18 protein-coding genes and 1 pseudogene are annotated in these 22,094 nt (G+C 65.1%); 16 read left to right on the top strand and 3 right to left on the bottom strand.

The window, feature by feature from the left end; translation table 11 throughout:
- Position 1 precedes the first annotated feature (1 nt).
- A complete protein-coding gene (locus ACZK3J_RS13170) occupies positions 2-943 on the bottom strand; it encodes an aspartyl protease family protein (protein WP_478475921.1) in 942 nt (313 codons plus the stop codon).
- Between the two features lie 307 nt (positions 944-1,250).
- Between ACZK3J_RS13170 and ACZK3J_RS13165 the strand changes: the two genes are divergently transcribed.
- Genes ACZK3J_RS13165 through ACZK3J_RS13155 form a run of 3 tightly spaced genes read left to right on the top strand, consistent with a single transcriptional unit; the run spans position 1,251 to position 6,777 of the window.
- Positions 1,251-6,038 (top strand): RHS repeat-associated core domain-containing protein, encoded by a 4,788-nt coding sequence (locus tag ACZK3J_RS13165; RefSeq protein WP_478475920.1) that lies wholly within the window; start codon positions 1,251-1,253, stop codon positions 6,036-6,038.
- Between the two features lie 3 nt (positions 6,039-6,041).
- A complete protein-coding gene (locus ACZK3J_RS13160) occupies positions 6,042-6,431 on the top strand; it encodes a hypothetical protein (protein WP_049462759.1) in 390 nt (129 codons plus the stop codon).
- Between the two features lie 10 nt (positions 6,432-6,441).
- A complete protein-coding gene (locus ACZK3J_RS13155; RefSeq protein ID WP_049462758.1) occupies positions 6,442-6,777 on the top strand; it encodes a DUF6984 family protein in 336 nt (111 codons plus the stop codon).
- 45 nt (positions 6,778-6,822) lie between these two features.
- On the opposite strand, the pseudogene ACZK3J_RS13150 reads toward ACZK3J_RS13155, so the two are convergent.
- Positions 6,823-7,180, bottom strand: a pseudogene (locus tag ACZK3J_RS13150) (hypothetical protein).
- Between the two features lie 571 nt (positions 7,181-7,751).
- Between ACZK3J_RS13150 and ACZK3J_RS13145 the strand changes: the two are divergent.
- Positions 7,752-8,081 carry a hypothetical protein gene (locus ACZK3J_RS13145; RefSeq protein ID WP_049462757.1) on the top strand — a complete coding sequence of 110 codons (330 nt, stop codon included), beginning with the start codon at positions 7,752-7,754 and terminating at the stop codon, positions 8,079-8,081.
- Here ACZK3J_RS13145 and ACZK3J_RS13140 read toward each other — a convergent pair.
- The gene (locus ACZK3J_RS13140) at positions 8,075-8,479 is read right to left on the bottom strand and encodes a hypothetical protein (protein ID WP_049462756.1); all 405 of its coding nucleotides are present in this window, start codon (positions 8,477-8,479) and stop codon (positions 8,075-8,077) included. The two genes, ACZK3J_RS13145 and ACZK3J_RS13140, sit on opposite strands and share 7 nt — an antisense overlap.
- A gap of 194 nt (positions 8,480-8,673) precedes the next feature.
- Between ACZK3J_RS13140 and moaA the strand changes: the two genes are divergently transcribed.
- The 12 genes from moaA (at position 8,674) to narI (ending at position 22,092) form a co-directional block, all read left to right on the top strand.
- Complete coding sequence (moaA, locus tag ACZK3J_RS13135; protein WP_478475919.1) at positions 8,674-9,654, top strand: GTP 3',8-cyclase MoaA; 981 nt, start codon at positions 8,674-8,676, stop codon at positions 9,652-9,654.
- Between the two features lie 8 nt (positions 9,655-9,662).
- On the top strand, positions 9,663-10,658 hold the full coding sequence (moaCB, locus tag ACZK3J_RS13130; RefSeq protein ID WP_478475918.1) for a bifunctional molybdenum cofactor biosynthesis protein MoaC/MoaB: 996 nt from the start codon (positions 9,663-9,665) through the stop codon (positions 10,656-10,658).
- The gene (locus ACZK3J_RS13125; protein WP_478475917.1) at positions 10,658-11,911 is read left to right on the top strand and encodes a molybdopterin molybdotransferase MoeA; all 1,254 of its coding nucleotides are present in this window, start codon (positions 10,658-10,660) and stop codon (positions 11,909-11,911) included. The genes moaCB and ACZK3J_RS13125 overlap by 1 nt, the downstream gene beginning before the upstream one ends.
- Entirely contained in the window at positions 11,911-12,171 is a 261-nt protein-coding gene (locus ACZK3J_RS13120) for a MoaD/ThiS family protein (protein WP_049423015.1), read from the top strand. Before ACZK3J_RS13125 ends, ACZK3J_RS13120 begins: the two co-directional genes overlap by 1 nt.
- 3 nt (positions 12,172-12,174) lie before the next feature.
- Entirely contained in the window at positions 12,175-12,675 is a 501-nt protein-coding gene (locus tag ACZK3J_RS13115; RefSeq protein ID WP_478475916.1) for a molybdenum cofactor biosynthesis protein MoaE, read from the top strand.
- Positions 12,676-12,816: 141 nt separating this feature from the next.
- The gene (gene mobA, locus ACZK3J_RS13110) at positions 12,817-13,359 is read left to right on the top strand and encodes a molybdenum cofactor guanylyltransferase (RefSeq protein ID WP_277778467.1); all 543 of its coding nucleotides are present in this window, start codon (positions 12,817-12,819) and stop codon (positions 13,357-13,359) included.
- The gene (locus ACZK3J_RS13105; RefSeq protein WP_478475915.1) at positions 13,356-13,721 is read left to right on the top strand and encodes a DUF7009 family protein; all 366 of its coding nucleotides are present in this window, start codon (positions 13,356-13,358) and stop codon (positions 13,719-13,721) included. The genes mobA and ACZK3J_RS13105 overlap by 4 nt, the downstream gene beginning before the upstream one ends.
- Positions 13,722-13,866: 145 nt before the next feature.
- Positions 13,867-15,285 (top strand): NarK family nitrate/nitrite MFS transporter, encoded by a 1,419-nt coding sequence (locus ACZK3J_RS13100; RefSeq protein WP_277778466.1) that lies wholly within the window; start codon positions 13,867-13,869, stop codon positions 15,283-15,285.
- 72 nt (positions 15,286-15,357) lie between these two features.
- Complete coding sequence (locus ACZK3J_RS13095; protein ID WP_478475914.1) at positions 15,358-19,164, top strand: nitrate reductase subunit alpha; 3,807 nt, start codon at positions 15,358-15,360, stop codon at positions 19,162-19,164.
- Entirely contained in the window at positions 19,164-20,708 is a 1,545-nt protein-coding gene (gene narH, locus ACZK3J_RS13090) for a nitrate reductase subunit beta (protein ID WP_012511273.1), read from the top strand. The genes ACZK3J_RS13095 and narH overlap by 1 nt, the downstream gene beginning before the upstream one ends.
- The gene (narJ, locus tag ACZK3J_RS13085; RefSeq protein ID WP_049462748.1) at positions 20,708-21,388 is read left to right on the top strand and encodes a nitrate reductase molybdenum cofactor assembly chaperone; all 681 of its coding nucleotides are present in this window, start codon (positions 20,708-20,710) and stop codon (positions 21,386-21,388) included. The genes narH and narJ overlap by 1 nt, the downstream gene beginning before the upstream one ends.
- A complete protein-coding gene (gene narI / locus ACZK3J_RS13080) occupies positions 21,385-22,092 on the top strand; it encodes a respiratory nitrate reductase subunit gamma (RefSeq protein WP_049462747.1) in 708 nt (235 codons plus the stop codon). Before narJ ends, narI begins: the two co-directional genes overlap by 4 nt.
- The last annotated feature ends 2 nt before the right edge of the window (positions 22,093-22,094 follow it).

The raw sequence follows: 22,094 nt of genomic DNA, 5'->3' as shown, positions 1-22,094 counted from the left end.
CTCAGTTGCGGTGATGCCTGCCCGTGCAGATCGCCACCTGTTGGCTGCGCTGATCGATCAGCACCACTGCGTCCTGCAGCGCATGGGCGCCCACCACCGCTTCGGGATAGCGGTCGGACACCCGTACATGCAGCCCCTGCAGCGCCAGGCCACCGATCAGCACGGGAACATCCAGCCGTGCACGTCCGCCATCGACCTCGCCGTGGCTGAGGGTCAGTCGATCCCCGGTGGTCACTGCGGTACCGGCGACCTGCCGGAAGAGCGCAGTGGGCAGCACCATTGCGACGTTGGCGCCGGTGTCCAGCTGCGCCTCTGTGGTCACTGTTCCAATCGTCAACGGGATGCGGAAGGCGCGTGAGTAGGCGAGCGCGTCCGGTTGCGCGGGCAGGAGGCTGATGTCGCGGCGGAACTGCAGGCGCCGTTGCGGGTAATCGATGATCAGCACGCCATCAGCGAAGAATCCGCGTGCAAGGATGCCGTCGAACACTGCGTCTTTGGATTGCCGTGCGTTGTAGTCGCGGGTGAGCGCGGTCACGTCGCTGTGGCGCAGCCCGCCGAGCGCGAGGGCGTTGATGCGCACCGTATCGGCCCAGGCTGTCTGCACGCCGTCGGAGTGGCGGGTGCTGGCGTCCGCGGGTAGCGCCAGTTTCCGCACCAGACGGCTGTCCGCGCGGGCCATGCCGCTGGCGCCGGTATCGATGGCGAAGCGGTACGGGCCGCTGCCGTTGACCTGCACCTGCACATGGATACGCCCGTCGACGACGTCAAAGGGAACGTCGATGATGCGCTCGCCCGGGCGGGCGGGGAGGGTACAGGTGCTATCCGCCACGGGTAAGGCGAGGGTGGCCACGGGAAGCGTCAGCTGAGTGAGGATGGCGATGGCAGTGCTGCGCCAACGGCGAGTGCCGAGTGCGGTACGGCGATGCGGGGGAATGCGCCTCATGATCCTGTTCCATGGGTGTCCAGGATCTTCTGATGCGTGAGGGGTGCAGGCGGTTGCAGGTGTTTCCTGCCCGCAGGCTGCTCCGAAAGCTGTCGCGGTAATCGGCTGGATCTGGAATCCGCGCGGGTGGAAATGTGACGGATGTCGCGGGCCTTGACTTGAACATGTCACCGTCTTCAACGATAAAGGCGGCATGTGGCACTGCCGCATTCCGGACCAGGGACGATCCGAAGCATGACGTGATGGGGCTCTACCCCCGCGTTCTCGTTCCCGCCGGCGCTGTGTTCGTCCAGGAAGGAGAACAGGGATGTTGGAACGACTGAAGACCCTCTCGCGTGCCGTGCTGGCGATGATTGCCCTCGGCTGCTTCGCCTCTGCAGTGGCACAGGCGCAGGAAAGCAAGATTACCTGGCGCATTTCGCAGCCCGGCGGCGATGCGACGCAATACAAGACCCAACAGGCGGCGGTGGCTGCCATCAAGAACCTGCCCGCGCCCAGCCGGTTCCCACCGGAATTCCAGTTCGGCTGGCAGTACGTCGACAAGATCAAGTCCAAAGTCGTGGACTTGAACGGAAATACGTCGATCACCTACTGGATGGGTAAATCTCAGCCAGCAGATCCTGAGTGGACTTACCATGGCGCAGGAAATGGTGGCTTCCAGTCCGAAGAGGATGTGCTGGAAGCGCTCATTGCAGACTTGCAAGACATCAATCCCCACTGTCCTGGGGAAACCGCTGTGCCGGAAGGAGGCTGGGTCCCAACTGCTCCAGAGATGGATGGGATTTCGGAGTTCAGGGAGTACCGCGTCACCGGAATGCTGGGCAGCAACACGGCGGAGTCTCCGTGCGTACCCTTCGACGCAGGAACGACAGGGCTCGCTCGCATGCGACGCTTGAACTGCCCCATTCCGTTCACGCAATGGTCCAACAAGCACAACGCCTGCGTCAGCGAGGAATTCGTTGCGACCATCACCTCCAAATCGCAGAAATGCGACAAGGACAGTTCTGGGACGAATTGTCCTTCGACAGAAGAGGGCGAGGCGGCGAACAAGGCACCTTGCGACGGCACCGTAGGCAATCCGTGTGATGTCAAAACCGGCGAGAAGTACGAAATCGCGCAGGACTTCGATCTTGGCTGGATCGCACTGACGCGTTTCTATCACTCCGGCATTTCCACGTCCTCCGGTGGCTTCGGCTATGGCTGGACCCATTCGCTGGGCGCCCACCTGGCACTGGATGGCGTTGACAGTGTGGGCATCATTGAAAGCACCGGTTTCCAGCGTGCATTCAAGAAGATCGGCCCAGCCTATGAGGCGGACGACGACAGTGGCGATCGTCTCGTCCAGAACGGCAACTGGACACTGTATTCGGCGGATTCCATCTCGACCTTCGGCGCGGACGGGCGCCTGGCCGCCAATCGCTTCCCGGATGGCACGTCGCTGACCTATATCTACGATGACAGCGACCGCCTTGCGGCCGTCACCCACAGCAGTGGCCGCACGCTGGAGTTCGTCTACCAGTCCAACGACTATGAGGCGTTGATCAGTTCGGTACTGGTCGAGGGCATTGCGCTCGCCACTTATACCTACACGCCGCAGAACCAGGTCGCCACGGTGACCTATGCGGGTGGCGGTGTGCGCACGTATCACTACGAGAACCAGGCTTTCCCCCAGCACCTGACCGGCATCACCGCCGAGGACGGCCGGCGCTACAGCACCTTTACCTATGATTCCGACGGTCGTGTCATTTCCAGTCAGCACGCCGGCGGTGCCGATGGCGTGACACTGGCCTACAGCCCCAATGGCGGTGCGGTGGTGACCGACGCGCTGGGGCGGCAGACCGACTACACCCTTACACCCGGAGGCGATAGCGCTCCGTCGCGCAAGGTGACCGGCCTGACGGATTCGCAGGGAACCGTCAGCCGAACCTACTACGACCAGAGTGTCGACTTCCGCCGGCGTCTGAATACCTACACCGATCGCCGCGGCATCCAGACCAAGCACGCCTATGCGCAGGGCACCGATCCGGTGAGCGGTCGTGCCGTCAGCATCCATACCGTGACCGAAGCGGTCGGCTTGCCCGAGCAGCGGGTGATGACCACGGCGCGCGACGTCGAAACCAATGCGGTACTGACCACCCGGATCGGTAGCCGCGAAACCCGCACGGCCTTCAATTCCCGACGCCAGCCGACGGCCAACACGGTGACCGACACCGCTTCCGGTCAGACGCGCATCACCAGCTACACGTACTGCGAAGCCGCTGATGTGGCAGCGGCAGGCAGCTGCCCGGTGGAGGGGCTGCTGAAGAGTGTGGATGGCCCGCGCACGGATGTGGCCGATGCCGTTACCTATGCCTATTATCCGGCGGATGATGCAGGGTGCGCGACCGGAGGTGCCTGCAGCTATCGCAAGGGCGACCTGCGCAGCGTGACCAATGCGCTGGGCCAGACGGTCGATACCTTGGCCTACGACGCGTTCGGGCGGCCGTTGTCGGTCAAGGACGCCAACGGCGTGGTCACCGATTACACGTACCATGCTCGCGGCTGGCCGACCTCGATCACCGTACGCGGCGCGACCACTGCCGAGGATCGGGTCACCCAGCTGAGCTATTGGCCGACGGGCCAGGTGCAGAAGATCACCGAGCCGGATGGCAGCAGCGTGTCCTACGTCTACGATGCTGCGCTGCGCTTGACCGACATCGAGGACAACGCGGGCAACACGATTCACTACACGCTGGACAATGCTGGTAACCGCCTCAAGGAAGACACGCTGGATACCGGCGGCACCCTGCGCCGTACCCTGGCACGGACGTTCAACACACTCGGCCAGCTGACCGCGCTGAAGGACGCAGGCAATCACGCTACCGGCTTTGCCTACGATGCCAACGGCAACCTGCAGACGGTGACCGACGCACTGCAGCGCGTGACCAGCCAGCAGTACGACCCGCTGAACCGCCTGGCCCAGACCCTGCAGGACGTGGGCGGCGTCGCGGCGGAGATCCGCAGCCAGTACAACGCGCTGGACCAGGTCACCCAGGTCACTGATCCGAAGGGCCTGCACACCACCTACGCCTACAACGGCTTCGGTGATCTGACCGGACAGGTCAGCCCGGACAGTGGCGCCAGCAGCTACACCGTGGACGCGGCAGGCAATCGCAAGACCGTTACCGACGCGCGCGGCGTCACCGCCACCTATCACTACGATGCGCTGAACCGTTTGATCGGAGTCGCCTATCCGGACCCCAATCTGGACGTAGGCTACAGCTATGACGTGGCGCCGGCTGCCTGCGCCGCCGACGAGCGCTTCGCCAAGGGGCGGCTGGGGCAGGTGCTGCATGCCAACGGCAGCACCCAGTACTGCCATGACCGCTTCGGTCAGGTCACCCGCAAGGTGCAGACCGTCAATGGTGTGGCCAGCACGCTGCGCTACGCCTACAGCAAGTCGGGCCGTCTGACTGCGTTGACCTACCCCGACGGCAGCGTGGCCGACTACGTGCGTGATATCCAGGGCCGCATCAGCCAGATCGGCCTGACCCGGCCCGGCCAGGCGCGCCAGATCGTGGTGAACAACGTGAGCTATGCAGCCTTCGGTCCGGCGACCGGCTGGACCTACGGCAATGGCCGCCAGCTGCAGCGTCCGCTGGATCTGGACTACCGCCCGCAGGCGGTACATGACCCGGCTGCAGGTGGCCTGTCGCTGGGCTACGGCTATGATCCGGTCGGTTCGATCACCGAGCTGAAGAACGGCACTGGCTCGACGGTACTGGCCAAGTACGCCTACGACGCGCTGGGTCGCCTGACCCAGACCCAGGACGGTGCGACCGGCACGCCGATTGAAACCTATGCCTACGACGCCACCGGCAATCGCACCGCGCTGACCACTTCGGCGGGCACTGCCAGCTACACCTATCCCGCAACCAGTCATCGCCTGACTGCGGTGGATGGTGAAGCGCGCAACCATGACGCGGTGGGCAACACCACCAGCATCGGCGGCAAGACGTTCATCTACAACGATGCCAACCGCATGAACGCGGTGAAGCAAGGCAACGCCGTACTGGAAAGCTACGCCTACAACCATCGCGGCGAGCGCGTGCTGCGCACCCCGGCTGGTGGCGCTGCACAGATCACTCTGTATAACGAAGCAGGGCAGTGGCTGGGCAACTACTCGGCCACGGGCCAGGCGCAGCAGCAGGCCATCTGGCTGGACAACTACCCGGTGGCGCTGATCAGCGTGCCAAGCGCAGGTGTGCCGGAGTTGGCCTACATCCAGCCGGACCATCTGGGTACGCCGCGCGTGGTGATCGACCCGGCGCGCGATGTGGCGATCTGGGAGTGGAGCAACAAGAGCGAGGTGTTCGGCAACCAGATTCCGAGTACCGACCCGGACGGCGATGGCGTGGCATTCGAGTTGGCGCTGCGATTCCCGGGCCAACAGGCGACGGATGCGAGTGGGCTGTTCTACAACAATCAGCGGGAGTATGACCCGGTAGTTGGGCGGTACTCGCAGAGTGATCCGCTGGGGTTGGACGCCGGTATTAGCACCTACGGCTACGCTGAAGCGAATTCCCTTTCACTGTCCGATCCCTACGGACTTCAGGTGATGGGAAGTCCGCGGGAGATGATGAATCCCACTACCGAGCAGCAGGCAAGGGACGTGCTCCCGCTTCTTGCAGACATCACGCCAATATTGGGTGACCTGCGCGCACTTGATGAATTCTGCGAGTCCCCCAGCATTGGAAACTTTGTATCATTGGCCAGCGGAGCACTCGGACCTCTTGGCAAGATCTCTTCGAAAGTTGGAAGGGTGGGGATAAGAGCCGCGTCTGCTGCACGGAAGTCCAGCGCGGTCATTCACGTTACAAAATCGGGGGTTGCTCTTCCTCCTGGTGGTAAGTACGCGATTCCAAGTCACTATGTTCAAAATCCGCATAGGCCTGGAAGCTTCGGTGAGATGGTGGGTGGCAAGTATCAAGAGCGACTGCGTATTGATCCGGCAACGCCGCCGGGTACCAAAGGGCCGAACTACTCCCACTACCACTTGGACCAGAAACGTGAACATTTCAGTCCTGCGCCTGGGGACCGTGATCCAGGATTCTAGCTTATGAATGAAGATTTCAACTCCCTTGAATGGTGTGATGCCACGTTGCTGGCTATCAACATTGACAGAAGCAATCCAGGCGTATGCGATGAGGTAAAGGTTCAGGTGCGCTGGCCGGACGGCCGGCAGGCAACCGTTTGCTTTTCGGAAGCCTACGGGTGCTCGGCGCTCATGAACTTCGGCGTACTGGGTGACGAGGGAATTGAGTTCGCCATGGTGGATGATGACGAGCCGGGACTCGCTGATCTTCTTGATCGTTGGAAGGCGGTCGGCTATCCGCTGTCCGGTCTGAAGTGTTTTCGTATCGAGACCAGCTCGACCGGAAGCGTCATTCTCATCTACGCTAAGACATGGCGGATCGAGAATCAGCCGATGGCGGACGCGGTGCCCTGAAGGACATCCCATGCCCAGGTTCCTCACCCCCGACGAGGTCTCCCTCATCCACAGGCTGCTGCCGGAGACGACCGAGCTGTCCGAACGGTTGTTGAAGGATCTGGCGCTCGCTCAGGTGGAGGATGTGGGTGTCGTCGGATTCGGGGGCGTGGTGTTCCTGTCCAGCACGACCCAGCTTTTCGGCAGTGACATTGCTACGGCCATGCTTGCCGATGCTGACGGCGTGCCGGTGAGAGTCACCCTGTGCCTGGATAATCACGATCAGCTCTTCGAGCTGGAGCTGTGGAAGGTGGACTTCTCTTCGATCATCGGCGTCGATCTGAGAAGCGCTTTCAGCGAGCACTGACGCCTGCTGAAAGCGGTCCTCGCTGAAGGCCGTGGCGCATGGCATTCACCCTTCAGGCTGCAACCGCCCCACCGCCTGCGCGCACAATGACTGGCTGGCCAGTACCAACCCCTCCATCACCCGGTCGCCCACGTACTCTTCCGGTTCGCCGTTCTGGCGGGTGCGCTCCGCCGCCAATAGCATTTCCAGCACCACCCGCAATCCGCTCAACGCGCAATCGGCATCGGCCAGGGCCAGGCAGCGGCCGGGGAGTTGATGCCGCTCCGGCCACCGCACCGGAGCCGATGCGGTTGAGATTGGCAATGAAGGTGTTCCTGTCCACTGCGGGCGCAGCCTGTGGCGAACCGTCGTCGTGGGCGGTACTGCGATAGGCGTGCAGATGGGGGAAGTCCGATTCGTTCATGGCAGAGCTCCGTGCAGGGCAATCGGTAGCCGCCACCCGAAAGGTGGCGGGCGGTACGTGGTTCGAATCCGGGTTGGCTTCAAGCCGGCGGGCGCGAACGCCCCCAACGCACCGCCCGCCATAGCCGGCAGACGGATTGCCAGCCGGCGCCACGCATGGTGACGCCGGCTGGCAAGCGCACTTACTCAAAGCCAACACGGGATTCGAAGCCCGGCCACCCTTTTCCGGTGGCACGCCATCTGAGCCCCTGGCGCTGTGCAATGCCAATCAGAAGAGTTGCAAACATCACTCGATTGGAGACGCTTTCGGCATTCTCCCACGCTGTTAAGCACTGCCAGCGCTGGCTGGCGTGGTGATCCGTCCACACCGTGCAATCTGCGACAGGTGTCGAGGCTGGGGGAGGGAAGGGCACGGGTGTGGCGGGGCGATGGCGACAGGCTCCGCAAGGGCCTGAGTCGAGCGTCGCTGGCTCCCCCCCCCCGGCGCCAAAGCGTGACGTGCGACTCGGGTTGACGTTCCCAGCCACCAAGCGCAGGCTGGTCCGGCACGTTTCCTAACCAGAAGGAGACTTATGACCGCGACCGCTTCGCTGCACCCAACCCCCGCCACCCAAGGCCGTTCGCGCCTCTGGAGTGTGTTCTGGCTGCAGGGCGTGATTCCCAGCAACATTCTGTGGGCGGTAGCCCTCTGGGCCCTGGCCAATCAGCGCACCACGCTGCTGCTGGGGGTATTTGCCGTGCTGCTGCTCTATACCGGCTGGATCATCCCGGCGGTGTGGCGGGCGGCGCCCACTGCGCACAACCCCAACCTGGGCGTGGCCGCGCGCGGGCTGACGGTGGCCTGGGGGCTGAACACCGTGCTGGTGATCTTCTTCCTGACCCTGCAGCTGGTGGCTCAATAGAACTGAACAGGCTCGCCGCCCCGGTCGAAGGCGGCGAAGCGGCCGATCTGACCGTCATGGATGGCGTTGACCATCAGCTGCAGCGGGCGCGCGGCTTCGTCGCTGTTGGGCGCGAAACCGCCACGGCCGTCCAGCGCCGCCACGAAGACCAGGTCCCAGTCGATGCCGGTGGTGGTCGATTCCGTAGCCAGCGCCTGGAAGCTGGGCACCTCGGCCGGCAGCTTGTCCACGCACAGCACCGGCGACAGGGTGCCGCCCTCGCGGCGGTCATGCCGGTCGCGCTGGTCGCTGGTGGGCGATTCGGGCAGCTCGGCGCGCACGAATACGAACAACAAGCGTTGCGGTTCAGCCTGCTGGCCTGCGGCGTGCAGCAGCTGCTGGAAATCGTTCATCATCATGAGGGTTGTCACACGCCCGCTGCACGGAAAGCCGCATGCTGCCACAACGCCTGCCGCGCGGGGCCGAAGGCGATTGATTTAAGTCATGCCCATGGAACTGACTGCCGCGTACTCTGGCAATCGTTCCAGCAGACGAGGGTTTCCGGGCCGTTCCGGGCACAGGCAAGACGGTGGAGCAACAAGGTGGACCAGCCATGAGCCAACTCACCGACGGTTTTGGACGCAGCTTTCCATACCTGCGCCTGTCGTTGACCGAAGCCTGCAACTTCCGTTGCAGCTACTGCCTGCCCGACGGTTACCAGGCCGATGGCCGCCCGCGCTTCCTGCAGGTGGATGAAATCGCGCGCCTGGTGCGTGCGTTTGCCGCGCTGGGCATGAGCAAGATCCGCCTGACCGGTGGGGAGCCCAGCCTGCGCAAGGATCTGGACGAGATCATCGCCACCGTGGCGGCGGCGCCGGGCATCCGCAAGGTGGCCATCACCACCAATGGCACGTTGCTGCCGCGTCGCCTGCCGGGCTGGCACCGCGCCGGCCTGACCGCGCTGAACGTGAGCATGGACAGCCTGCAGCGCGAACGCTTCAGGACCATCACCGGGCATGACCGCCTGCCGGAGATCGAACAGGGCCTGGCCCTGGCGCAGGCGTTGGGACTGCCGGCGATCAAGCTCAACGCGGTGCTGCTGCGCGGCTTGAATGACGACGAGCTGCCGCAGTGGATGGACTACCTGCGTGACCGTCCTTTCAGCGTGCGCTTCATCGAGCTGATGCGCACCGGCGACAACGAAGCCTATTTCCAGCGCCACCACCTGCGTGCCGACGTGGTGATCGAGCAGCTGCTTGCCGCAGGCTGGCACGAGCGTCCACGCGCGGCCGATGCCGGCCCGGCGCGTGAGTTCGGCCACCCCGACCATCGCGGCAGCATCGGCATCATCGCCCCGTATTCGCGTGACTTCTGCAAGGGCTGCAACCGCCTGCGGGTGACCGCCAAGGGCGACCTGCGGCTGTGCCTGTTCGGCGAGTTCGGCGTGCCGCTGCGCCCGCTGCTGCAGAGCGACGATGACCACGACGCGCTGCTGGCACGCATCACCACACAGCTTGGCCTGAAAGCGGCCGGGCATGGACTGCACCAGGGCCAGACCGGGCTGACCCCGAACCTGGCCTCCATCGGAGGATGAGCAACACGATGAGTGGGGAATTGAATGCGGCCTTCCATATGGCCGATGTCCGCGACAAGCGCATCACCCGCCGCCGTGCGGTGGCGGTGGGCGAGCTGCATGCCGGTCCGGTGGCCTATCCGCTGATCGTCGAGCGCCGCCTGCCCAAGGGCGATGCGCTGGTGATGGCCGAGATTGCCGGCCTGCAGGGTGCCAAGATGGCCTCGATGCTGATGCCGCTGTGCCATCCGCTGCCGCTGGAACTGGTGCAGGTGTTCTGCGCGCCGGTGCCGGAACGGGAGGCAATCCGCGTGTGGTGCGAGTGCGCCAGCGAGGCGCGCACCGGCGTGGAGATGGAGGCACTGGCTGGCGTCAACGCGGCACTGCTGACCCTGTACGACCTGAGCAAGCCGGTGGAACCGGCCCTGCGCATCGAAGGCATCCGCCTGCTGTTCAAGGAAGGCGGCAAGCGCGGCGTGTGGCTGCACCCGGATGGCATGGACGATGCCGAGCGCGCGCGCTTCAAGCCGCGTGCGCCGAAGGGCCTGGAGGGCGCGGCCTGCGCGGTGATCACGCTGAGTGATCGCGCCAGCGACGGCACCTATGAAGATGTGTCTGGCCCGACCCTGGTGAGCGACCTGAAAAAGCTGGGCGGTGAGGTCGTGGCCGCCGAGATCTTGCCCGATGGCATCGAGCCATTGGCGGGCCGCCTGCAGGCGTTGGCTGCCGATGGCGTGCGCCTGTGCCTGTGCACCGGCGGTACCGGGCTGGGCCCGCGTGACCTGACCCCCGAGGCGCTGCGTTCCTTGAACGCGCGGCCGGTGCATGGCCTGGCGCAGATGGTGCGGGCACTGAGTGCACAGCACACGCCGATGGCCTGGTTGAGCCGCGCCGAGGTGGTGCAGTTGGGCGGCATGCTGGTGTTTGCGTTGCCGGGCAGCCCGAAGGCAGCAGCGCAGTGCCTCGATATTCTGGCGCCGGTACTGGGCCACGCCCTGGCGATGGTCGAGGGTGGTGGCCACTGATGATTGCCTATAGCGAAGCCCTGCAGCGCCTGCTGGATGCGGCCACGCCGCTGCCGGCCGAGCGCCTGCCGCTGCATGAGGCCGGCGGCCGTACCCTGGCCAGTGACATCATCAGTGGGCAGTCGCTGCCGCCGTTCGACAATTCGGCGATGGACGGTTTCGCGCTGCGCGCCAACGGCGCGACGTTCGAAGCCGGTACCGAATTCGCGGTGCAGGGCTGGCAGGCGGCCGGCGATGCCGGTGCCGAGGGCGGCGAGGGTGCCTGGGAAATCATGACCGGAGCGCGCATGCCGGTTGGGCTGGATACGGTGGTGCCCGTCGAGAACGTGGAGATCCTTACCAGCGAGGACGGCCGCCCGACCCGCATTGCTCTGAAGAGCACGGTGAAGCCGGGCCAGAACGTGCGCCTGCGCGGCCAGGATGTGAGCGACGGCGAACGTGTGCTGCAGGCCGGGCAGGTGCTGGACATCAATGCGCGCACCCTGCTGCATGCCATCGGCGTGGGCCAGGTGGCGGTGGTGGCACGGCCGAAGGCGGCGGTGATCGCCACCGGCAAGGAGCTGGTGACCGAGGCGGCGCAGACGCTGGAATCCGGCCAGATCCGTGACAGCAACCGGCCGTATCTGGTGGGCCGCCTGCAGGCCGCCGGTGCCGAGGTGGTCTGGCAGGGCACGGTGGGTGATGACGTGGCCGCGTTCAATGCGGTGCTGGATGAAGCGCTGGCTGCCGGCGCGCAGCTGCTGATCAGCACGGGCGCGGTGTCGGCCGGCCGCTACGATTTCGTTCCCGATGCACTGCGTGGCCGTGGTGCGCGCATCGTGTTCCACAAGGTGGCGATCCGCCCGGGGAAGCCGCTGCTGTTCGCGGTGCTGCCCAATGGCGCGCTGTATTTCGGCCTGCCCGGCAACCCGGTCTCGGCCGCCGTGGGCCAGCGCTTCTTCGTGGAGCCGGTGCAGCGCCGCCTGTTGGGGCTGGCACCGGAAACCGTGTTGCAGCTGCCGCTGCAGGCCGACGTGCGCAAGCCGCCGGGCCTGCGCTTCCACGCGCGTGCGCGGGTGGAAGTGGACGGTCAGGGGCGTCTGAGTGCGCGCGTGCTGTCCGGGCAGGAGTCGTTCCGTTTGATGTCCATGCTGCAGGCCAACGCCTGGGTGGTGCTGGAGGCCGAGGGTGACCTGGCCAGCGCTGGTACCTACGTGCGCGTGCAGGGCTGGGGTCACCATGACCCGGTGCAGCTGGCGAGCCAGGAGTCATGATGAAACAGGTGAATCTGCAGTTGTTCGGTGCGTTTTCGGATCTGGATGCCAGCCGCGAGATCGCGGTGGAGGTGGCCGGTGGCACCGTGGCCGACCTGCGCCAGGCGCTGCGCGAGCTGCTGCCGGTGCGTTGGCCGGACTTCCGTGCCGGCCTGCTGGATTATTCGGCGTTCGCCGACCAGCAACGCGTGCTGCGTGACCACGAGGCGCTGCCCGACGATGGCCGGGTGGCGATCCTGCCGCCGGTAAGCGGGGGCTGAGCCATGAGCGAGAAGATCATCGCCAAAGTGGTGGATCGCGCGCAGGCGTCGATCGATCCGGCTGAGGGCATCGCTGCGGTGTCCGATCCGGGTTTCGGTGGCATCGATGTGTTCATCGGCAAGGTGCGCGACGTCAACATCGGCCGGCCGGTGACCGGGATCACCTACGACCTGTTCGAACCGTTGGTGTTGAACGAGTTCAAGCGGTTGGCCGCCGAGGTCGAGGCGACGTTCGGTCCGAAGCTGAAGCTGTATGTGGCCCATGCCAAGGGCCGGTTGGGCATTGGCGATGTGGCGGTGGTGGTGGCTGCGGGCAGCCACCACCGGGACGAGGCCTTCCGGGCCTGCCGGCAGTTGATCGAGATGGTGAAGCACCAGTGCCCGATCTGGAAGCAGGAGCATTACGAGGACGGCGACAGCGAGTGGAGCGAGGGTTGCAGCCTGTGCCATGCGGACAGCGAACCCGCACATGCCCATGACCATGCGCACGACCACCACCATTGAGTCCGCTGCAGCCACGCATGGTGTGGCTCTACCACCGAATGTCTGGATGGCCGTGGGGTTCAGTAGATCCACGCCATGCGTGGATGCGGCCTTCCCGATGAATCCGGCCGACGCAGCCACGCATGGCGTGGCACTACTGCGATGAGCATCAACGGCATCGTGCTGGCCGGCGGCCTGTCCAGCCGGATGGGGCGAGACAAGGCGCTGCTGCCGTGGCAGGGGCGCACCCTGCTGGAACACATGCGTGGCCTGCTGCTGCAGGCCGGCGCAGAACGGGTGTGGGTGAGCGGCGACTATCCGGCCTTCGGCGGCATCCCCGATCAGGTCGCGCGCTGCGGCCCACTGGGTGGATTGCACAGCGTGGTGCAGCAGATGCCCGATAGCCAGGCCTGGGTGGTAGCGGTGGACACGCCGTTGCTGGCACCGCGGCTGCTCCAACGGTTGGCCGCCGAGGGGCGGGGCGCATGTACGATCTTTGACGGGCATCCCTTTCCCATGCAGTTGAATGTGGACAATGCCACTCGTAGCGTGCTGGCCGCGATGCTGGATGATGCGCAGGGGCCGCGCTCGGTACAGGCCTTCCAGCGTCGCCTGCAGATGCACGTGCTGGCGCTGGAAAGCGTTGACGAAGCCTGCCTGGTCAACTGCAATACCCCCGAACAATGGGAGGATGTTGCGTCATGAAAGTGCAGTTGCAGGACCAATCGGTACGGCTTCGCCTGGACGAGGCCGAACTGGCGCGCCTGCTGGCCGGTGAGTCGGTCGAGAACATGACCCGCTTCGGCGGTATTGAAGGTTGGGGCATGGCGGTGTCGCTGCATGGCGGCGATCAACCGGTGCTGCTCGATGGCGGCACCTTCTGCCGCCTGGTACTGCCGCGCCCGGCCGTCGAGGCCTTGGCGGCGCGGTTGCCGTGCCGGGAGGGCCTGCCCTTCGACATTGCCCTGGAAGATGGCAGCCAGCTTCAGCTGCAGTTCGATGTGGACGTGCGCGACAGCGTGCGCCAGCGCGGGGTGACCCACCGCACCACCGCGCCCTCGGTTTGACATTTGTCAGGGGCACGGCGGAAACCGGCCCCTGATTGATCCAGATCAACCCCGTCGTTGTTGCTGCGCGGCCTAATGGCTGCATGACGACGGGTCACAACTTGAAACGCAGTACCCACGTCATTCCACAGCCTTGGAGCCATGTATGACCGTCGGTAGCGATCCTGTTGTCCGCAGCACTGCCCGTCCGGGTCGCGTCATCAGCGACTGGACGCCGGAAGATCCCGGCTACTGGGAGCGCACCGGCAAGCGGGTCGCTACCCGCAACCTGGTCATCTCGATCCCCTCGCTGCTGCTGGCCTTCTCGGTATGGGTGCTGTTCTCGGCGGTGTCGATCAGCCTGCCGAAAATCGGCTTCAACTTCAGCACCGACCAGCTGTTCTGGCTGGTGGCGCTGCCCAGCCTGTCCGGCGCCACGCTGCGCATCTTCTATTCGTTCGTGATCCCGATCTTCGGCGGCCGCCGCTGGACCGCGCTGTCCACGGCCTCGCTGCTGGCGCCGACGCTCTGGCTCGGCTTTGCGGTACAGAACCCGGCCACGCCGTACTGGGTGTTCGTGGCCATTGCGATCCTGTGTGGGTTCGGTGGCGCGAACTTCTCGTCGTCGATGTCCAACATCTCCTTCTTCTACCCCAAGCAGAAGCAGGGCCTTGCGCTGGGCCTGAACGCCGGCCTGGGCAATGTGGGCGTGTCGGTGGCGCAGGCGGTGATCCCGCTGGTCATCACCGTGGGCGTGTTCGGTGCGCTGGGTGGTGCACCGCAGCCCACGATGGAGGGTGGGGCGCCGTTGTTCCTGCAGAACGCCGGCTTCATCTGGGTGCCGGCGATTGCGCTGTGCGCCATCGCGGCCTGGTTCGGCATGAACGACCTGACCAGCGCCCGCTCGTCGTTCTCCGAGCAGGCGGTGATCTTCCGCCGCAAGCACAACTGGCTGATGTGCTGGTTGTACATCGGCACCTTCGGTTCCTACATCGGTTTCTCGGCCGGCTTCCCGATGCTGGTGAAGAGCCAGTTCCCGGACGTGAACCCGCTGGCCTACGCCTTCATCGGCCCGCTGCTGGGCGCATTGATGCGCTCGGTGGGTGGCAGCATGGCCGACCGCTGGGGCGGCGCACGCCTGACTTTCTGGGTGTTCGCGCTGATGATCGCCGCCGTGTTCGGCGTACTGCACTTCCTGCCCAGTCACGGCCAGGGCGGCAACTTCCATGGCTTCCTGCTCAGCTTCATGGCGCTGTTCGTGCTCAGTGGCATCGGCAACGGCACCACCTTCCGCATGATTCCGGTGATCTTCCGCACCCTGCATGAGCGCTGGTCGGCCAACGACAACGCCGAAGGCAAGGCCACGGCCGCGCACCAGGCCAGCATCGAGTCGGCCGCGGTGGTCGGTTTCTCCGGTGCGATCGGTGCCTATGGCGGTTTCTTCATTCCCAAGAGCTACGGCTCGTCCATCACCTTGACCGGCAGCCCCGACATGGCGCTGTACGGATTCGTTGTTTTCTATGTCACCTGCCTGGCCGTGACCTGGTGGTGGTACTACCGGCGCGGTGCCGAGACACCCTGCTGACGACATGAAAACGCACCGCAGCCAGATGACACACACAGCCACGATGCCGATGTCCGCAAAGGGAGACCCCCGATGAGTTATTTCCTCGATCGCTTGCAGTTCTTCAAGCGTGACCCCCAGACCTTTGCCGATGGCCACGGATTCGCCAAGAGCGAGGGCCGTGACTGGGAAAACAGCTACCGCGCCCGCTGGCAGTACGACAAGATCGTGCGCTCCACCCACGGCGTGAACTGCACGGGTTCATGCAGCTGGAAGATCTACGTCAAGAACGGCCTGGTCACCTGGGAAACCCAGCAGACCGATTACCCGCGTACGCGCCCGGACCTGCCCAACCATGAACCGCGTGGCTGCCCGCGTGGCGCCAGCTATTCCTGGTACCTGTACAGCGCCAACCGGCTGAAGTACCCGCTGATCCGCGGCACGCTGCTGCGCCTGTGGCGCGAAGCGCGCAAGAGCAAGGCTCCGGTCGATGCCTGGGCCAGCATCGTGGAGGACAAGGAGAAGGCGCGTTCGTACAAGACCCGCCGCGGCATGGGCGGCTTCGTGCGCCTGCAGTGGGAAGAGGCCAACGAGATCATCGCCGCCTCCAACCTGTACACGGTGAAGCAGTACGGCCCGGACCGCGTGGTCGGGTTCTCGCCGATTCCGGCGATGTCGATGGTGTCCTATGCCGCCGGCGCGCGTTACCTGTCCCTGCTGGGTGGCGCCTGCCTGTCCTTCTATGACTGGTACTGCGATCTGCCGCCGGCCTCGCCGCAGATCTGGGGCGAGCAGACCGACGTGCCCGAATCGGCCGACTGGTACAACAGCCGCTACATCATCGCCTGGGGCTCGAACGTGCCGCAGACGCGCACGCCCGATGCACACTTCTTCACCGAGGCGCGCTACAACGGCACCAAGACGGTGGCGATCTGCCCGGACTATTCCGAGCTGGCCAAGCTGACCGACCATTGGCTGCACCCCAAGCAGGGCACCGATGCGGCGCTGGCCTTCGCCTTCGGCCATGTGATCCTGCGCGAGTTCCACGTCGATTCGCCCTCGCAGTATTTCCAGGACTACTGCCGCCAGTACTCGGACATGCCGATGCTGGTGCGCCTGGAGCGCCGCGATGACGGCCGCCTGGTGCCGGGCCGTTTCCTGCGTGCCAGTGAACTGGGCGGGCTGGGTGAAGCCAACAACCCGGATTGGAAAACCCTGGCCTACGACGAGAACAGCGGCCAGATCGTGGTGCCCAACGGCTCGATCGGCTTCCGCTGGGGCGAGAAGGGCAAGTGGAACATCGAGGAGAAGGAAAGCAAGGGCGCCGATACGCGCCTGCGGCTGAGCCTGGCCGACGCCCATGAGGGCATCGAGGCGGTCAGCTTCCCGTACTTCGGTGGCATCGAGTCGGAAGGTTGGACCGCCGCGCCGGCCGACGAGGTACTGGAACGCAACATCCCGGTGCGTCGCCTGGCGCTGGCAGACGGTGGCGAGACCCTGGTGGCCACGGTCTACGACCTGCTGCTGGCCCAGTACGGCGTGGACCGTGGCTTTGGCGGCGGCAACGTGGCATCGAGCTTCGATGACATGGTGCCGGGCACACCGGCGTGGCAGGAGCGCATCACCGGCGTGTCGCGCGCCGAGGTGATCGAGATCGCCCGCGAGTTCGCACGTACCGCCGACAAGACCCATGGCCGTTCGATGATCATCGTCGGCGCCGGGATGAACCATTGGTTCCACAACGATATGAACTACCGCGGCCTGATCAACATGCTGATCATGTGCGGTTGCGTGGGCCAGACCGGTGGCGGCTGGGCGCATTACGTGGGCCAGGAAAAGCTGCGCCCGCAGACCGGCTGGCAGCCGCTGGCCTTCGGCCTGGACTGGAGCCGCCCGCCGCGCCACATGAACGGCACCTCGTTCTTCTACTTCAACACCGGGCAATGGCGCTACGAGAAGCTGCAGGTGGACGAGCTGCTGTCGCCGCTGGCGGATGCGAGCAAGTACAGCGGCAGCCTGGCCGACCTCAACCTGCGCGCGGTGCGCATGGGCTGGCTGCCGTGTGCGCCGCAGCTGGACCGCAACCCGCTGCAGCTGGTACGCGAGGCCGAAGCGGCGGGTGTTGCCCCGGCCGACTACGCGCTGGGCAAGTTCAAGGACGGCTCGCTGGACTTCGCCTTCGCCGATCCGGATGCACAGCAGAACCATCCGCGGATGATGTTCATCTGGCGCTCGAACCTGTTGGGTTCGTCGGGCAAGGGCCACGAGTACATGCTGCGGCACCTGCTCGGCACGCGTCATGGCCTGCAGGGCAAGGACCTTGGCGAGATGGGCGCGGTCAAGCCGGAGGAGGTGAAGTGGCGTGACGAAGCGCCGGAAGGAAAGCTCGACCTGCTGGTGACGCTGGACTTCCGCATGTGCACCACCGCACTGTACTCGGACATCGTGCTGCCCACGGCCACCTGGTACGAGAAGGACGATCTCAACACGTCGGACATGCACCCGTTCATCCACCCGCTGTCGAAGGCGGTGGACCCGGCCTGGGAATCGCGCAGCGACTGGGAGATCTTCAAGGAGGTCGCCCGCACCGTAAGCGAAATGGCGCCGGGTGTGCTGGGCGTGGAGAAGGATCTGGTGCTGGTACCGACCCTGCATGACACCCCGAACGAGCTGGGCATGCCGTTCGGCGTGGCTGATTGGAAGAAGGGCGAGTGCGAGGCCATCCCGGGCCAGACCATGCCGTCGATGACGATGGTGGAGCGCGACTACCCGAACCTGTACCGCAAGTTCACCTCGCTGGGCCCGCTGCTGGACAAGCTGGGCAACGGCGGCAAGGGCATGAGCTGGGACACGAAGCACGAAGTCGAATTCCTCGGCAAACTCAACCACACCGTGCACGACGCGGGCGTGAGCCAGGGCCGTCCGGCCATTTCGACCGCGATCGACGCGGCCGAGGTGATCCTGCACCTGGCACCGGAAACCAACGGCCACGTGGCAGTGAAGGCGTGGGAATCGCTGGGCACGTTCATCGGCCGCGAGCACACCCACCTGGCGGTGGGCAAGGAGCACGAGGCGATCCGCTTCCGTGACATCCAGGCGCAGCCGCGCAAGATCATCTCCTCGCCGATCTGGTCGGGCCTGGAAGACGACAACGTCAGCTACAACGCCGGCTATACCAACGTGCACGAGCTGATTCCGTGGCGCACGGTGACCGGTCGCCAGCAGTTCTACCAGGACCACGAGTGGATGATCGACTTCGGCGAGGCCTTCATGGGCTACCGGCCGCCGGTCAACACGCGCACGGTGGAGCCGCTGCTGAACCAGCGCCCGAACGGCAACAAGGAGATCGTGCTGAACTGGATCACGCCACATCAGAAGTGGGGCATCCACAGCACCTACAGCGACAACCTGATCATGCAGACGCTGTCGCGCGGTGGCCCGATCGTGTGGCTGAGCGAGGACGACGCGCGCAGTGCCGGCATCGTCGACAACGACTGGATCGAGTTGTTCAACGTCAACGGTGCGATTGCCGCGCGTGCGGTGGTCAGCCAGCGCGTGATGCCGGGCATGGCGATGATGTACCACGCCCAGGAACGCATCATCAACGTGCCGGGCTCGGAGATTTCCGGGACCCGCGGCGGCATCCACAACTCGGTGACCCGCATTGTGCTCAAGCCCACCCACATGATCGGCGGCTACGCGCAGCTGGCCTACGGTTTCAACTACTACGGCACCTGCGGCACCAACCGCGACGAGTTCGTGATCGTGCGCAAGATGGACAAGATCGATTGGTTGGACGATGAACAAGGAAGTTCGAGTGTCGCGGGCGCAGGACGCGCAGGAGCGACCGATGAGCAGCCTGCTGGTGCTTCGGCATCGGCCAGCAAGGAGGTGGTGTGATGAAGGTCCGTGCACAGATCGCGATGGTGCTGAACCTGGACAAGTGCATCGGCTGCCATACCTGCTCGATCACCTGCAAGAACGTCTGGACCTCGCGCGAGGGCGTCGAATACGCCTGGTTCAATAACGTGGAAACCAAGCCGGGCATCGGCTACCCGAAGGAATGGGAAAACCAGGACAAGTGGAACGGCGGCTGGGTGCGCACCCGCGCCGGCAAGCTGGTGCCGCGTGCTGGCGGCCGCTGGCGCATGCTGGCGAAGATCTTCGCCAATCCGGATCTGCCGCAGATCGACGACTACTACGAGCCGTTCGATTTCGACTACCAGAACCTGCACACCGCCAAGGACAGCCAGCACCAGCCCACCGCGCGGCCGCGTTCGCTGATCAGCGGCGAACGCATGCAGAAGATCGAGTGGGGCCCCAACTGGGAGGAGATCCTGGGTTCGGAGTTCAGCAAGCGCTCGCGCGACTACAACTTCGACCAGGTGCAGAAGGAGATCTACGGCGCCTTCGAGAAGACCTTCATGATGTACCTGCCGCGCCTGTGCGAGCACTGCCTGAACCCGGCGTGCGTATCGGCGTGCCCGTCGGGCGCGATCTACAAGCGCGAGGAAGATGGCATCGTGCTGATCGACCAGGACAAGTGCCGCGGCTGGCGCATGTGCGTGTCGGCGTGCCCGTACAAGAAGATCTACTACAACTGGAAGAGCGGCAAGTCCGAGAAGTGCATCTTCTGCTACCCGCGCATCGAGATGGGTGAGCCGACGGTGTGTTCGGAGACCTGCGTGGGGCGCATCCGCTATCTGGGCGTGATGCTGTACGACGCCGACCGCATTGCCGAGGCCGCCTCGGTGGCCGCCGAGAAGGACCTCTACCAGGCCCACCTGGACATCTTCCTGGACCCGAACGACCCGGCGGTGATCGCTGCGGCGCGCAAGGAAGGCATCCCGGACAGCTGGCTGGATGCGGCCAAGCAGTCGCCGGTGTACAAGCTGGCGATCGACTGGAAGCTGGCGCTGCCGCTGCACCCGGAATACCGCACGTTGCCGATGGTCTGGTACGTACCGCCGCTGTCGCCGATCCAGTCCGCCGCCGAGCGTGGCCGCGTGGGCATGAGCGGCGAGCTGCCGGACGTGGCCTCGCTGCGCATCCCGATGCGCTACCTGGCCAACCTGCTGACGGCGGGTGACGAAGCGCCGGTGGTACGCGCACTGGAGCGTCTGATGGCGATGCGTGCCTGGCGCCGGGCCAAGAACGTGGACGGCGTGGAAGACACCGCCGTGCTGGAGCAGACTGGGCTGAGCATCGCCCAGGTGGAAGAGATGTACCGCTACCTGGCCATCGCCAACTACGAGGACCGTTTCGTGATTCCGACCGGGCACCGCGAGTATGCCAACGATGCCTTCGGCGAGCGCGGCGGCTGCGGCTTCACCTTCGGCAACGGTTGCAATGGTGACAGCCCGGCCGATCTGTTCGGCCAGCGCAAGAGCACCACCTTCGTGGTGGACAAGGGCCCGAACCACCGCCGCAAGGAGGTGGTGTGATGAGCGTGCTCAAGCTGGTCGGGGTGTTGCTGGATTACCCCCGTGAAGAACTGTGGCAGCACGGCGAGGAACTGCTCGCCGCCTGCGACGACCCGGCGCTGAACGCCGCCCGCCGCCAGCAGCTGCGCAGCTTCGTGCAGCAGCTGCTGGACACCGATGCACTGGACGCACAGGCCGCATGGCTGGCCAGTTTCGACCGCGGCCGCTCGATGAGCCTGCTGCTGTTCGAACACATCCATGGCGAGTCGCGAGATCGTGGCCAGGCCATGGTCGATCTGGTCGAGACCTACCGCCGCAACGGCTTCGAACTGGATGCGCGCGAGCTGCCGGACTACCTGCCGCTGCTGCTGGAGTTCCTGGCCCATCGCCCCGGCAGTGAGGCCCGCGAGTGGCTGCACCACATCGGCCATATCGCCGGGATGCTGGCGGCGCGTGCCGCCGAGCGTGAGCTGCCGCACCGGGTGCTGTTCGAGATCCTGGTCGAAGCCGGTGACGGCAAGGCCGATCTGCAGGCGCTGCGCCAGCGTGCCAGCGAAGAAGTCCGCGACGATACCGCCGAGGCCATGGACCGCTTGTGGGAGGAGGAGGCGGTGCGCTTCGGCGCCGAAGCCCCCGCCGAAGACTGCAAGCCGCCCGTGCGTTCGCCGGCCCGTCCTTCGCATCGAGAGGTCCAGCCATGAGTTACTCCCTGCATCAATTCGCCTTCCAGTACTACCCGTACATCGCCGTGGCGGTGCTGCTGTTCGGCAGCTGGGCCCGCTACGACAAGGCCATGTATACCTGGCGCACCGGCTCCAGCCAGATGCTGTCGGACAAGGGCATGCGGATCGGCAGCAACTGCTTCCACATCGGCATCCTGGCCATCCTCGGTGGCCATCTGGTCGGCCTGCTGACCCCGCATGCGGTGTACGAGCACTTCATCACCTCGTCGCAGAAGCAGATGCTGGCGATGGTGGTGGGCGGCGTGTTCGGCGCGCTGTGCTTCATCGGCATCAGCATCCTGTTGGTACGCCGCCTGTTCAATGCGCGGGTACGGGCCACCGGCAGTTTCGGTGACACCCTGGTGCTGGTGCTGCTGTTCGCCCAGCTATGCCTGGGCCTCTACAGCATCCGCATCTCGTCCGGCCACCTGGACGGTGGGGTGATGGTGCAGCTGGCCGAATGGGCGCAGCACATCGTGACCTTCCGCGCCGGTGCCGCCGACTACATCGAGGGCGTCAGCTGGGTCTACAAGATGCATATCTTCCTGGGCCTGACCCTGTTCCTGATCGCGCCGTTCACCCGCCTGGTGCACGTGTGGAGCATTCCGATCAGCTACCTGTGGCGGCCGTACCAGGTGGTGCGCCGCCGCCAGGCCACGCTGCGCTACGGTCCGCGGGAGTAAAC

Source organism: Stenotrophomonas sp. 86428_Sma (assembly GCF_056481585.1).
This window is presented reverse-complemented; position numbering and strand designations above follow the sequence as displayed.

Coding starts and splice junctions, on each gene's coding strand:
- ACZK3J_RS13170 (WP_478475921.1), bottom strand. CDS start 943: ATGAGGCGCATTCCCCCGCATCGCCGTACCGCACTCGGCACTCGCCGT.
- ACZK3J_RS13165 (WP_478475920.1), top strand. CDS start 1,251: ATGTTGGAACGACTGAAGACCCTCTCGCGTGCCGTGCTGGCGATGATT.
- ACZK3J_RS13160 (WP_049462759.1), top strand. CDS start 6,042: ATGAATGAAGATTTCAACTCCCTTGAATGGTGTGATGCCACGTTGCTG.
- ACZK3J_RS13155 (WP_049462758.1), top strand. CDS start 6,442: ATGCCCAGGTTCCTCACCCCCGACGAGGTCTCCCTCATCCACAGGCTG.
- ACZK3J_RS13145 (WP_049462757.1), top strand. CDS start 7,752: ATGACCGCGACCGCTTCGCTGCACCCAACCCCCGCCACCCAAGGCCGT.
- ACZK3J_RS13140 (WP_049462756.1), bottom strand. CDS start 8,479: ATGATGATGAACGATTTCCAGCAGCTGCTGCACGCCGCAGGCCAGCAG.
- moaA (WP_478475919.1), top strand. CDS start 8,674: ATGAGCCAACTCACCGACGGTTTTGGACGCAGCTTTCCATACCTGCGC.
- moaCB (WP_478475918.1), top strand. CDS start 9,663: ATGAGTGGGGAATTGAATGCGGCCTTCCATATGGCCGATGTCCGCGAC.
- ACZK3J_RS13125 (WP_478475917.1), top strand. CDS start 10,658: ATGATTGCCTATAGCGAAGCCCTGCAGCGCCTGCTGGATGCGGCCACG.
- ACZK3J_RS13120 (WP_049423015.1), top strand. CDS start 11,911: ATGAAACAGGTGAATCTGCAGTTGTTCGGTGCGTTTTCGGATCTGGAT.
- ACZK3J_RS13115 (WP_478475916.1), top strand. CDS start 12,175: ATGAGCGAGAAGATCATCGCCAAAGTGGTGGATCGCGCGCAGGCGTCG.
- mobA (WP_277778467.1), top strand. CDS start 12,817: ATGAGCATCAACGGCATCGTGCTGGCCGGCGGCCTGTCCAGCCGGATG.
- ACZK3J_RS13105 (WP_478475915.1), top strand. CDS start 13,356: ATGAAAGTGCAGTTGCAGGACCAATCGGTACGGCTTCGCCTGGACGAG.
- ACZK3J_RS13100 (WP_277778466.1), top strand. CDS start 13,867: ATGACCGTCGGTAGCGATCCTGTTGTCCGCAGCACTGCCCGTCCGGGT.
- ACZK3J_RS13095 (WP_478475914.1), top strand. CDS start 15,358: ATGAGTTATTTCCTCGATCGCTTGCAGTTCTTCAAGCGTGACCCCCAG.
- narH (WP_012511273.1), top strand. CDS start 19,164: ATGAAGGTCCGTGCACAGATCGCGATGGTGCTGAACCTGGACAAGTGC.
- narJ (WP_049462748.1), top strand. CDS start 20,708: ATGAGCGTGCTCAAGCTGGTCGGGGTGTTGCTGGATTACCCCCGTGAA.
- narI (WP_049462747.1), top strand. CDS start 21,385: ATGAGTTACTCCCTGCATCAATTCGCCTTCCAGTACTACCCGTACATC.